Source organism: Dokdonia ponticola (assembly GCF_042653865.1).
Taxonomy (GTDB): Bacteria; Bacteroidota; Bacteroidia; order Flavobacteriales; family Flavobacteriaceae; genus Dokdonia; species Dokdonia ponticola.
On sequence record NZ_JBHSFV010000002.1, the window covers coordinates 106,520 to 118,967 of the forward strand.

At 34.7% G+C, this 12,448-nt stretch carries 9 protein-coding genes; 7 read left to right on the forward strand and 2 right to left on the reverse strand.

The window, feature by feature from the left end:
• Positions 1-51: 51 nt before the first annotated feature.
• Positions 52-450, reverse strand: a complete 399-nt coding sequence (locus ACFO3O_RS04510; RefSeq protein WP_379977347.1) for a hypothetical protein — start codon at positions 448-450, stop codon at positions 52-54.
• Positions 451-600: 150 nt separating this feature from the next.
• Here ACFO3O_RS04510 and ACFO3O_RS04515 point away from each other — a divergent pair, with 150 nt between their 5' ends.
• From ACFO3O_RS04515 to ACFO3O_RS04545, 7 genes are all read left to right on the forward strand, one after another.
• Complete coding sequence (locus ACFO3O_RS04515) at positions 601-1,728, forward strand: hypothetical protein (protein ID WP_379977348.1); 1,128 nt, start codon at positions 601-603, stop codon at positions 1,726-1,728.
• Positions 1,728-2,375, forward strand: a complete 648-nt coding sequence (locus ACFO3O_RS04520) for a hypothetical protein (protein ID WP_379977349.1) — start codon at positions 1,728-1,730, stop codon at positions 2,373-2,375. The genes ACFO3O_RS04515 and ACFO3O_RS04520 overlap by 1 nt, the downstream gene beginning before the upstream one ends.
• The gene (locus ACFO3O_RS04525) at positions 2,376-3,002 is read left to right on the forward strand and encodes a hypothetical protein (protein ID WP_379977350.1); all 627 of its coding nucleotides are present in this window, start codon (positions 2,376-2,378) and stop codon (positions 3,000-3,002) included. It abuts the gene before it with no gap.
• A complete protein-coding gene (locus tag ACFO3O_RS04530) occupies positions 2,992-8,964 on the forward strand; it encodes a hypothetical protein (protein WP_379977351.1) in 5,973 nt (1,990 codons plus the stop codon). Before ACFO3O_RS04525 ends, ACFO3O_RS04530 begins: the two co-directional genes overlap by 11 nt.
• A 17-nt stretch (positions 8,965-8,981) precedes the next feature.
• Entirely contained in the window at positions 8,982-9,389 is a 408-nt protein-coding gene (locus ACFO3O_RS04535; RefSeq protein WP_379977352.1) for a hypothetical protein, read from the forward strand.
• A gap of 120 nt (positions 9,390-9,509) precedes the next feature.
• Entirely contained in the window at positions 9,510-9,704 is a 195-nt protein-coding gene (locus tag ACFO3O_RS04540) for a hypothetical protein (RefSeq protein ID WP_379977353.1), read from the forward strand.
• Between the two features lie 555 nt (positions 9,705-10,259).
• Positions 10,260-11,426: a BamA/TamA family outer membrane protein gene (locus tag ACFO3O_RS04545; protein WP_379977354.1), complete on the forward strand. Its 1,167-nt coding sequence runs from the start codon at positions 10,260-10,262 to the stop codon at positions 11,424-11,426.
• A 170-nt stretch (positions 11,427-11,596) separates the two neighbouring features.
• Here the strand turns inward: ACFO3O_RS04545 and ACFO3O_RS04550 are convergent, their stop codons facing one another.
• Positions 11,597-11,782, reverse strand: coding sequence for a hypothetical protein (locus ACFO3O_RS04550; RefSeq protein ID WP_379977355.1), 186 nt, complete (start codon positions 11,780-11,782; stop codon positions 11,597-11,599).
• Between the last annotated feature and the right edge of the window lie 666 nt (positions 11,783-12,448).

The window sequence follows — 12,448 nt, forward strand, 5'->3', positions numbered from 1 at the left end:
GTATCCAAAGCCAAAACGGCAAATGGAAACTAACTAGTTGAAATACGTATTTTATGAGTGCCGTGGTGGCTGTAATAATCCTTCTAGATGAAGTGATGATGAAGGCTCTTGGTAAAAGAAATGATGTGATTTATACTCTGAAAACTCAGGTGTTTTTAACTCATCTTTGGTGGTATTGGCTACAAAAACGCTTATGCAAGAGACATGGGATTGATGCTGAAAAGGTAATTGCTCATGATCTTCTTTTTCTTCCTGATGTTCTTTATTATGTTCCGCTTTCAACTCGCCATAATGTTTTGAGATAAAAACGAATACATTATCTCCATATTGCTCACTATGAAATTGTGCGTGCTCAATAAAATCATCTATTTGCGCTATATCATTGATACTAAACCCTATACTTTGTATAAGGATCAGAAAAGAAAATGATATGGCAAATAGTTTACTCATTAGTACAAATATAGTGATTTAAAAAAAGAATCTTGAGCTTGTATGTTGTGTGGATAGGAGAATGTTAGTTTTTTTTTTGAGTATACTCTTTATTAGGTATTTTTTTAAAAATCATATATTGTACATTTATAATATTAAAATCAATGTTTTATGAAAAAACTTACTAGGCCAATATTTCTGATCATCACAGGAATCGCATTGGGACTTATTACTTACTATTCGATTTTGGAAGTTGTTTATTCTTCTATTCAAAGCAGAATGCTAGAGAGTAATTTTTTGTCACAGACATTTGAAAAGGATCCCTCGCTTAGTGGAGTGCTTCAGTCTGAGAGACGTTTATCTGACATGAAAAAAGGACAATATCCAGTGCTTACTTGGCGACTTTTGCGAGCGGCCAATGTAATCAAAGATGATGTTCCTACCACAGATGTGAGTAGCCGTATTAGTAAGTATTTTAACAGCTCCATATCAAATTCTAAAGATATTAGGAATAGTACATCTCTTGATGTTTTAATAGAAGTTCTACAATCTATTGGGAAAAGCCAAAATGGGATTGATTCTATTGCCAAAAATGAAGTCAAGAAATATATTGTACAGACGTTATCTGAAAAAAATAATGCGCTTGAAAATTACGACGCCTACTTGCAAAATGCTCCAGGAGGTGAAACATACCAAGCAATAGACGAATCATCAATTGGAGTAAATCATGCTGTTTTAAATAGATTGTTTTATCACTACGGAGCCGATGAAGTATTTGCTGAAGTTCCTAATTCCATTCCAAATTCAACCCTCGAGCCTCAGGAGGAATATAAGCAAATCAAAGATCTGTGTTTTCAAATTCTTTTGTCCGTTTCTGATGATCAGAAAGTAAAAAATGCTGTACAGGTTAAAGAATGGATTAAGGGTATTGAGCAGGTGGTAATGATTTGTTTATTCTTTGTAGCAATTATTATCCTTATTATTAAGAGCAAGTTTGCAGATCAACTAAATTTAGACAACAAGACTGCCAGAAGTTATTATAATTTCTATAATTGGATTTTTTCTTCTCTAACAGCTATTGGTTTTATTGGAACTATCCGTGGATTAAGTAATGCGTTATCAGATGCTGATATTATTTTTCGTTCAGGTTCGGGATTAGATCAAGCTATTTCAATCTCAAGTATTACGGAAACGCTAGGAGTCGCTTTTTCAACCACACTGATAGCACTAGTGCTCACCTTGTTGCTTAGTTTGGCAAAATTAGGAATAGATCCTACAAATCAATTAAAACTAGACTGATGAGTAAGAACACATTTAATCTAAGTAGTGTGGATATGCTGGCATGTGCGCTAGGTGCCTGTATAGTGTTGATGCTTGTATTTGTAGTAAACATTGGTGGCGATGAAGGTAGTGACGGCACCTCTGGAGGGCAGGGGAAACTAAATGGTTCTTCCATGTCTGTTTTGTCAAACGAAATTCTCCCTGGAAAAATGGTTTTTGTACGGCAGGTGTCTATACAATGTCATTCTAAACAAGATTATTTACAAATTTCTAATAATCTAGATGTAGGACTCTGGGAATATGATCTTAATTTAAGAAATAGCAAACATGTGCAGGAACAGGTGTATAGGGTGCCTGAAAAAACAACTGTTGTATACTCATTGGTTTCTGATACTATAGTAAAGAGTGCTATTCTATTTAAGTTGAATGATAAAATTCTTAACCAAGATAGAACTATAGCATCGCGTGGTGTTAATGTAAATGCCAAACTTTTGGAAGGTGCCTCTATTCAAGATGCTGAAGAGGTATTTTCTGGATTCTATGAACTCCCCGTTGAAGTGTATGGAGCTGATCAAGGATTCCGAAATTTATCTGTTACCTTCAAAAGAAGGCCTGCACAAGATCGTGCTAGGATTAGTAAACTTATTGAAATTAAAAACGAATAGATGTTTAAATCTGCCAGATCACTTATGAGTTTTATTGATTTGTTAGCATGTGCCCTTGGGGCATCAATCCTGCTTATGCTGGTTTTTGCTAAGTCCAAAGAAATCAATAATCAGGCGGAAGGGTTGGGGGCTCCAAAAGACTTTGTCTATTGCGAAATTGAACTCAGTGACCCGAGTGCGTATCTGATATTGCAAATTCGACCAAAAGATGGTGAATGGAGAAAATTTCGATTAAATCAAGACGGTGAACTTCTGCATGAAAAAGATTTTATCCTTCTTTCAAACAACCAATTAGACAAACCTACTAGTTTCTACGCATGGGGACCCTTTTATAAAAAGGTTAATGATACATATGCGCTTGATTCACAGTTTTTTGGAATTTATGGAGTAGATGGGAAAAATCAAAATGAATGGGAATTCAGTATAAGTTATATTTCTAATAGAACTTTGAACTGGGACAGCAAAGAAGATCCTAATAAAATAAAAGATATCAACGACATTTCTGCTATTGAGTTGGTGTATAGAATTCGTAATAAGAATAGTGTTTCGTTCACAGAGAAAAAAGTAAAAATCAACTTCGGAGAAACTAAGGTATTTAATATTGTAATTGAAGAGGATGAAATTTAATATATCAAGAATAGTAGTATTATGTGTGATCTTCCTTATGATGACGGCGTTAGTGAATGATGAAAGCCCTTCAGATGGTTTATCACAAACAGAGTTAGCATTGATTGAGAGAATGGAACCTGATCAGATATTAAAGATGGTTCAACAATTTGATCAATTCCGTTTTTATGATGATCTAAAACAGGTTAAAATTCAGATAGCGCATTTTGGTGGTGTTTTCTCTAAAGAAAATCTGAAAAATCACCAGAATATTGAATTATTGACTTCACTTGTAGATCGATTGGAACAGCTTAGGAATTCAAGTTTCAGTGATGCTATAGAAATAATTAGTGAGGAAGGTGTTCGAGGGGTACTTTCTGAAGATGATCAGGCAGCGATTGAGGTAATCGAAGCTCAGATAAAAGAAGGGAAAGAACGTATAGAAATTGCTTCTGTAGCCTATCAAAAAGTGCTTGTGCTGAATAAGTTGTTACCTTACTTAGGTAAAATTATTGAGGGTAATAATCCAATTACAAAAGAGCGAGTGCTTGAGGCTTATTATCAAATTGAGTTAGTAGCTATACAGGTGGATATGATAAAGAAACTTCTTGAGAGTAAGCAAGGAGTAATTCTAGAGGTTATGCTTTCCAAGGGAGAGCTGGTCAGTATTAAGAATAAAATAGAAGCGTATCATTCTCTTACCAAGTTATCTTCAGAAACGTATAAAATGATCGCTAATGAAGAGCTTTCTCAAGAGATTTTAGAAGAACGTTTGGCATCGTATTTACAATTACGAAGGGACTATTTCTTAAATGACTTTTCAGATTTAGAAACTGAAATAATAGAGATAATTCAGAAAGTTAAGTTATTTGAACAGAAAATTTTAGATCAGTACGGAAGCCTTAAAAATTTTGTTGCGCAAATAGCCGTAGACGCTGTAGTTAATACAGAAGAGATATTGAGTGGTTTAACTTCAACTGAATATATAGATGTACTGCCTAGAGGTATGTCAATAGAAAATAGTGCGTATTGGGTAAGAATACAACTGCCTAGTGGGGCATTAGCCTTATTAAAAGATGGGAAGTCTTTAAATAATATGACAGGAACTCTATCCTTGGTGTATAAACCAGAAATCACTCAGCATCGTACTATGCTAGAAGATAATTCATTTTTACCGGGTGTAACTTTTACTCAGGCACAACAAGATACTCTGTATAATGCTCTCAAAAAGATAGTAGTAGATGTGCCTCTTGGAATTCAAGTATCGGGTCTTCAACTATCGCAAGGAAGCCATGCAAATCTACCTGTAATTTTTTATGCAAACGATGGCTCTAGTATACCATATAGTGATTTTTCGGTAGCGCTTCCTAAAGATAGTCCTTGGACCAATTTTAGAAACGATCTACAAATACAAGAAAAATTATTTAACGATTTGCAGATCAGTAAACAACTTGGATTGAGCGTTAAAAAAATTACGGTAAACCCTGAGGATTTTGACCTTACATTTACATTTAGAACTGAAACTGGGAGTATTTTTCGTAGCTTGTTGAGTCTTGAGCAGAATGCTAACACATTTGAAATTTCATTAAAAGAGATAGATAATAGTAGTGCAATTTTAACGGAAAATTTACGGAATGAAATTGGAAAACAAATTGCTCATCGTTTAGACACCATGATTAAAGATGAGAAACATTCCAAATTTCTCAAAGCACTATTAATGGCCGAAAGCATTGAAAATGCGGAGGTTTTTAACAACGAAGATCAAATTGTTGGCCGTATTCAATTTGTACCAAAAGGTTTTAGTGATTTGGGTAAAACCTTTCATACAGACGCTACTGCCGAGTTATTGTTTAAAACAGATATAATAGAAGGCAAAGCTTCTGTGCATTTATCGAATGTGTTTTTGCCATTTGAGAAACCTGTAAGAGACTATGTGCGATTATTTTTAGAGGATAAGAAGGAGGCGCTTAAGAATAGCATCACCAGATCAATAAGTGATGCCGAGTTAAGCACGGTTGTTTTTAATCTTGCGGAACAGGTGGAGTTTTCAAAGTTTCAGTTAGATATAGAACGTCGGGAAATTCGAACGGCTGTAACCCTACCAGATGTATCAACCAAGTCTATAGATTTGGTTATTGCCAATGGCCGTATTGGAGCAGAAGGACTGGAAGATATGGTTACAGGAATAATGGCAGCAAAACTTGAGGAACTAGTACAATCACAATTCACTGAACCCTTAGAGAAAAACTGTAATGATTTGATTGAGGATACGAAAATATCTTTATACACCTTCGATTTTGAAATTACAGATGTAAACTGTGATTTTAATCAACCGAATCTTACGGCAAAAGCTGTATACATAGATGCACCTGAAAATTTCGCAACTCTTAGATTAAAAGCAGATGGAGAAATTATATTAGAATCGTTTAATGCTCCTGTTCTAAAAGAAAAGGTCATAGATAAGATAACTTCAGAATTGGAGGAGTTGTCGGATTTTAAATATCTGGAGGTTAAAGACCCTAGATTTAAAAATGGAATATTAATAGTTGATACCTATATAAACTTTGAAGCACTTGACATCTATGAGAAAGTGGGGGTATTTGAAATTTCACCTGATAATAAAAATATTCTAGAAGCCACTTTCTCTGGGGTTGATATTCAGACTGCTTTTCAATCAAAAATCAATGGTTATGTAAAGAAATCTTTAGAACGTCTTATAGAAAAAGACCTTCTCAAACTAGAGTTTTCTAAGGATGCAAGTGGGCTTTATATCACAGATATTGAGAGAGTAAATATGTTTCAGGACCCCAAAGAAATTGTTTTTTGGGCAGATGCTAAACTAAAAGGTATTACAGTTCCTAAATTCAAAATTACAATCAACCTTTCTGCAGAGGATATCATGGATGCAGTCAAAATAGAACTCCCAGCAGATTCTGTAATTAATGCCTTGTTGCAAAATGTAGCAAAAATGACTAATCTCGGCGGAGAAATAGTTCCAGGTTTGTCTGTGAAGATATTAGAATTGTATCCTCAAATAGGGCCACTACGACTGGAAGGTAGTGTTGAACTAAAGCTAAACAAATTAACGTTTCCAGCGATGAGATTCACCGTAACCGAAAAGGAAATTAGATTTTATCCCTCGCTTTCGTTTCCGTTGCCTGGCGAATACGCTATCTCCGTATCTCCACCACTTACTATTTTTGGCAGCAGTGTGTCTTTAGATTTAGATGAGAAACAGATCGTGCTAGGAACCAATGTCACAGTAGGTGCTCCGGGGGTGGCAGAAGCCAATAGCAAACTTATCAATCTAGAAGGTAGCTTAAGTGCCTATTACACTGAAGGGAATTTTGGAAGCATGGATCTGGAAGCAAACCTATTTTTGATTACGGTACTAAAGGTGATGGAGGGTAAAGGCCAAATAGACACTTCTAAAGGATGTTTTAGTATGTCCTCTAGAACCACAGGACCCCTAAGAGAGATTATCAAATATGATAACGGTGTTGCCATTAATTGTAACAACGAACTCCTACGTAGTGAAACCAAAATGGACATTTTGGGTATTTCGCTGGAAACTGTAATAACCGCTATTCAGCATGGAGATGTGATTGATCTAAATGGGGAAGGTCGCTTCAATTTTATTGATATTGGTAAAATGACCATAAAGGCAGGGACAACTTTAGAAGTAGGTGATATTAATAGCCTTGCAAAAAATGCCTTTGTTTATCTGGACGGAAGGATTGAAGTAGAAGATTTTGATATTGCAAGAGCTACAGTAGATGCCGATTATTACCATGCCTTGCTTAGCTTTGAGGTATTAGGGGTTGGTATTACTGTTAATACTCCTAGTATCAATGATTTTTCAGAAGAAATGATCTTGGAAGAAATTCTGAAACTCCTTGAGTTCAACCCAGAGGCGTTGTTAGAAATCCTTAAAGATCCCTCAAAGATATCCTTTAAAATGGCTCCAATGGGAGCGGCTAAATTTGATGGAGGAGATACTGGAGGAAGCCCAAGTGACGGTCCAGGTCCAGGATCTGAAACTCCTAATTCAGATGTAAATACTGAAAACAATACAGGTGCAAGCAGTTCTCAGAATAATTTTGTACCTGTAACAGGCGGTAAAGTCAAAACAAGTTCTCAAGGAGTACATAATCAAGGATACGGATTAAAAATAGTAAATCGACAAGATATCAAGTCTCATGAGTATGTCCTTAAAAATATGAATGATGCATGGCCTTCTAACGTACAAAAGGGAATTGTATTAGAAAAAGAAAATGGATACCAACTTTACCATAGTGTAAGATATATAAATGATAACGTTTCAAAACATTTTAATTCTAATTTTAGGTTTTGGAAAACAGATGCAGTCAATCAAATTGATCCAAGTTTGGTAAAATACAAGAAAGAGGAAGATGGTACTCAATATTATTTAATAGATAATAAAAAATTTCCTACTAGTTATGGTTCTTTGAGTTGGAGAATTGCTTTGGCACCTAATGGTAAGGGCTATTTGTATTTAGAGCACCTAGGTTTTAAACTATGGCAAAATACCACAAAGGAGTTTAAAGAATTTGATGATAACTGGTTGTCTCAAGAGTGGAATTACATGACTTTATTTCTTAGAAATAAGCAGGTTTATAAGTTAAGTGGAAGAACCTTTGATTCTCAACGTTTTAATTCTTTTAGTAATCGCCTTATTAATAACGAAAAATATTACCCAATGGGTGCAACACCCGATCAACTTTATGTAAAAAAAGGAAACAAATTTCTAAATATCCAGGGTAACGACTTCAACAATATAGAGGGAGTAGCAAATAGATTCTTTAAACGACTTGAAAAGCGCGGTGTTAAGCTAGAAAATGTGAGTGCATTACTCTTTTATGGGAACTATGTCTTGGTGGTAGAGAAGAACGACCTTATAAAGTTCAAAACTTATCATAGAAGACCCAATACTGAAATAAGAGGCGAATTGGAGCAATACGCTGCTGCAGTAGGTAATGTATATGTCGAATTACCAGAAACAGAACTAAATAATATATTTGATAGTGAGCCTTGGTACAATCCAAGTAATAGTCTTAAAGATAATGTTTCTCAACTGGCAGCTAGGTATAATGGAGAAATGGGATTAGCAGCTTTTAAAAAGTTCTTAATTCTTATTGAAGGACTTATAGAAGATCCTACAAAACTACCTCTTGTCAAAACGTTTAATCATAATGGACGTCAGTTTTTAATTTCACAATCTCATGATGCTACTCGGAAAATAGTAATGGATTTAGGTCAAGATACAAATACTTGGGTCTATATTGAAAAGCAAGACCTGTTTTATGATTTAGGAGTTACCGCCATAAACCACAATGCCATGGTAGACTATTTCAAGGATACACCATTAGTCTCAAATACATTTACTAATATCATAGACAGAAAGCTTCCTTTTAACATCACATATTTAGGAAAGCATCAAAATAGATTGTTCTTCTATGATTATAACGGTATCCTGTTTAGCCAAACTAACAGCAACATACTCGGAACAAAATCTAAGATATATTTCAATATTAGTGATAATCAGAATGCCATGAAGGGAGGAGATCTCTATTCCAAAGCTCCGTATGTGAGAGAAAATGCTACATTTTTTGAAGAAATACTTAAGAATGTAGTCGTAGATAATGACGTTGAGATTCTAGTAGAAGATACAGAAGGCTACCCTGTAGCATATATGCTAGATAAAAATCAATTCACTATAATCTGGAAAAATAAAACAGGTGTCATTGATACGTTAACATATAGCAAAAGCGATATCGATGCCATATTACTTAGATCAAAGATTCCCAAGGCGAAGTTAGAACTGATTACCACCATAGATACCAACGAACTTAATTACGACTTAGAAGAGTTGGTTCAGTTTTTAAAATTAGGGTATAGTAATACAGGGAGTTGGTTTGAACCTAATGAAGATCAAGTGCATCCATTATCAATTTTAAAATAAATTAAATTAGAAATACCATGAAGAAATTTGTAATAGTATTAATATTCAGTTTTTTAGGAGTAATAAACTCTAACGCACAGTTGAGTAACAAAAATGAAGCTAAAGAAGTGTATGACTTTGTTTTCGGAACTGGCGCAGGTGATAAACTTGGAACAATAACCCCTGAAGATATATCTAAAGCCAATTTATTTGTAAAAGAATTAACTGAAAAATCCTGTCAAATGGGCTGGATAGAATCTTTGTGGAAATCTTCAATAAAACCCAATGCAACGGTCAAAGGTATCTTCATGAAATTTATTACTTCAAATATTAATGACTGTAGTAGTGATATTAAAGACGGGAAGGTGTACGAGTCTGTAAAGAATGTATTAGCTGCTAATTGGAAAGGAGCTTTTGAGGTTAGAGTAGAGACAGGCTCTTGGTGATTCTTGTTTCAAATTCAACAATACCATCCATTACCTAAATAGCCATACGGAAAAACCATAATTTGCTGGTAATCAATTATTTTGTTATCTTAGAAACAGTATTAATTTAAAAATATAGCTATGCTAAAAAACATTTCAAATTTAGGTATTCACCTTAACAAGACAGAACAAACTTCTATTTTGGGAGGCTTCGGACCTACTGAATATGTAGAAAGTTGTGGTCCCGGAACCAATGGAGCTGCGTGTTTAACTGGTTTACCACATTGTCCAACGGGCTTTTGTGCAAATGGAGTATGCTCACCTACTACCGGTTGATTTTGTTGAGAACATGAGAACATAAGATGCTTACAGAGAAGCATTTATTTTTACGTTGCCCTTCAAAATAAAGCATATGTAAAAGTATCTCACTACACTTTCACTCTTTAAAAGTGTACGTTTTAAAAAAGACCTTTATAAAAGTGTATTCGTGTACCGAAGCATTTTTATAAAGGTTTTTGCATAGTGAATATTTCTAAAACAACCGAATGATTGTACAAGATCTTATGAATCGATCTTACATCATAAAAGGCGAGGAGAGGTTGCATACTCTTCCTCAGAATGATTACGAAATAGTTAAATTATTCACCCTGAAGCATTGCCATAATGCCTAATACCAAGCAAATCGCAAGACTTACAAAAAAAATAGCACCTACACCCATAATAGTTTGATTTAAATTTACCCTCAATGTAATAAAAAAAATAGACTTATAATGATATGTGAGTTTTAATTGAACAAGGCTAAAAAGATATTAGTATACGTTAAAATGTACTATTTAATATTATTCTATATCAAAAGATACTAAACTTGCATTTCAAAATACGTAGTTTATAATGAAGTTAATGAGATTAAGGAATGCTATCCTATTTGTCCTAATGATGTGTAATGGTCAGCTAGTGCAAAGCCAAAATTTAGAGAAAATAGCTGAGTTCTTCACTTTTTATCCCAATAAAAAAGCGCATCAGAAAGATTCAACGTTGTATTTACAGAAGTTTATTGCAGCACCGGTGATGACGTATAGTCCAGAAACAAACCTTGCCATTGGTACTGGTGCTAAATACCTTTTTAAATTCAATGGTAGTGGAGAAGAGACAAGAGCTTCAAATATTCCTATGTCTGTAAGGTACACGCTCAATAACCAGTTTATATTTTACTCTGGTTTCGAGGTGTTTACCAATCAAGAGAAATGGGTGATAGAGGGGAATTTACTTTTTCAAAATTATCCACGTTTGTTTTATGGGATAGGACGTGATAGCCCTAAAGAAAATGAACTTGAATATAATTACTATCAGTTTTTATTTGAGCCTATTTTTTTAAAGCAACTATTTGCGAGATATCTTTTTATTGGCGCTGGGATACGCTATAATACGATATCCAAAGTAGATTTTGATCAAGACGAAGCAGTCGCAGTTAGTCCAAATACAATAACTGGATTTAATGGAAGCACCTCATCAGGTATGGAAGCTGCAGTCTTATATGATAGCAGGAATAATATACTTAATGCAGAAAATGGGTGGTATGTAGAAGCAACCTATGGTGTATACGGGAAAGTCCTAGGAGGTACACATGCATTTCAGTTAACACGTTTTGACATTCGTCATTTTCTTGGATTATCAGAAAGTGGACAAGACGTTTTAGGTTTTCAGTTGCTTGGAAGTTTTTCAAGTGGGGATGTGCCTTTTAACGAATTAGCATTACTGGGAGGTAACGAAATTATGCGTGGGTATCGAGAAGGAAGATATGTAGACAGACACCTCGTTGCTGGGCAAATGGAATACCGTAAATCTTTTGGAGATTCTCGATGGGGTGCTGTGGCGTTTGTAGGAGCTGGTGATGTGGCAAATAGAGTACCTGATTTTAAACTCTCTAATTTTAGACCTAATTATGGTGCTGGTATCCGTTTTAAATTGGATAAAACTGAAAATTTAAACCTGCGATTTGACTATGGCTTTGGGCAAAGTTCCAATTATTTCTATTTTACCATCGCTGAAGCGTTTTAAGGTGGCTGAAAATATTCAGTTATACATTACAGTATTTTCAAATGTTTAGAGTATGTGATATTACATATGATAACATCCGATAATTCAGTAATAGCGATTTGAAAGGAGGAAACTAACAATTAAGTAGGAAACAAAAGAAAAGCGAACCGAAGTTCGCTTTATACATTATTTTAAGAACCACAAATACAACCAACGGTTTCAGGAAATGGAGAATCATGTGGATTGTCATATATTGGTGTATTACCATCTCCTGGGCCGCAAATAGCTACACAAAGAAAATCTGAAAGACCTCCGCTAATAGATTTTTGTTCTACTTTGTTTAAAACTGTACCTAGATTTGAAATGTTTTTTAACATAGTATAAAATTTAAGGTTAATAAAAATAAAGATATTAAAAATATATAAATCAGGCAATTACGGTAAAACCGTAATTGATTGAGTGATTTTAGCCATGCAAAAAAATCTACTATTTCCATGATGATTTTAAAATAATGAGTCCCATTTATGGGATTTTTTAGAAGATGATGATTGTTACAAATAGTTTTGGGAAATCAAAACCTGGCCAAACTAAAGTTAAAAGAGTATTCTGGCATTTGGAGCTTGTTTGCCTTAGGTAGGCGCAGTCCAGAACTATATACATATTCAAAGAGTTTCTTTTGTAGATTTAGTAAAGACAGGATTAGATACCCTTTGAGCTCTCTGTTGAAAATGAAAAGTAGGCATCGCAGAAAAAGTGATGCTGGTTTTTTGAGTGTCGTGACCTCGACAACAACCGAATGGCTATATAAGATCCTGAGGATCTTATATAATGAGGTGCGAGGATGTGCGGTGGCATCCTGTCGAACAGGGTCACCTACGGTGATCCTGACAAAGCTCGGCTTTGAAAATTAAAACCTATTTAAAACAAAAAAGCAAGCTATTTGTTTTAGCTTGCTTTCAATTTATTCGTGACCTCGACAACGACCGAATGGTTATATAAGATCCTGAGGATCTTATATAATGAGGTGCGAGGAGGTGCGGTGG

Coding starts and splice junctions, on each gene's coding strand:
- ACFO3O_RS04510 (WP_379977347.1), bottom strand. CDS start 450: ATGAGTAAACTATTTGCCATATCATTTTCTTTTCTGATCCTTATACAA.
- ACFO3O_RS04515 (WP_379977348.1), top strand. CDS start 601: ATGAAAAAACTTACTAGGCCAATATTTCTGATCATCACAGGAATCGCA.
- ACFO3O_RS04520 (WP_379977349.1), top strand. CDS start 1,728: ATGAGTAAGAACACATTTAATCTAAGTAGTGTGGATATGCTGGCATGT.
- ACFO3O_RS04525 (WP_379977350.1), top strand. CDS start 2,376: ATGTTTAAATCTGCCAGATCACTTATGAGTTTTATTGATTTGTTAGCA.
- ACFO3O_RS04530 (WP_379977351.1), top strand. CDS start 2,992: ATGAAATTTAATATATCAAGAATAGTAGTATTATGTGTGATCTTCCTT.
- ACFO3O_RS04535 (WP_379977352.1), top strand. CDS start 8,982: ATGAAGAAATTTGTAATAGTATTAATATTCAGTTTTTTAGGAGTAATA.
- ACFO3O_RS04540 (WP_379977353.1), top strand. CDS start 9,510: ATGCTAAAAAACATTTCAAATTTAGGTATTCACCTTAACAAGACAGAA.
- ACFO3O_RS04545 (WP_379977354.1), top strand. CDS start 10,260: ATGAAGTTAATGAGATTAAGGAATGCTATCCTATTTGTCCTAATGATG.
- ACFO3O_RS04550 (WP_379977355.1), bottom strand. CDS start 11,782: ATGTTAAAAAACATTTCAAATCTAGGTACAGTTTTAAACAAAGTAGAA.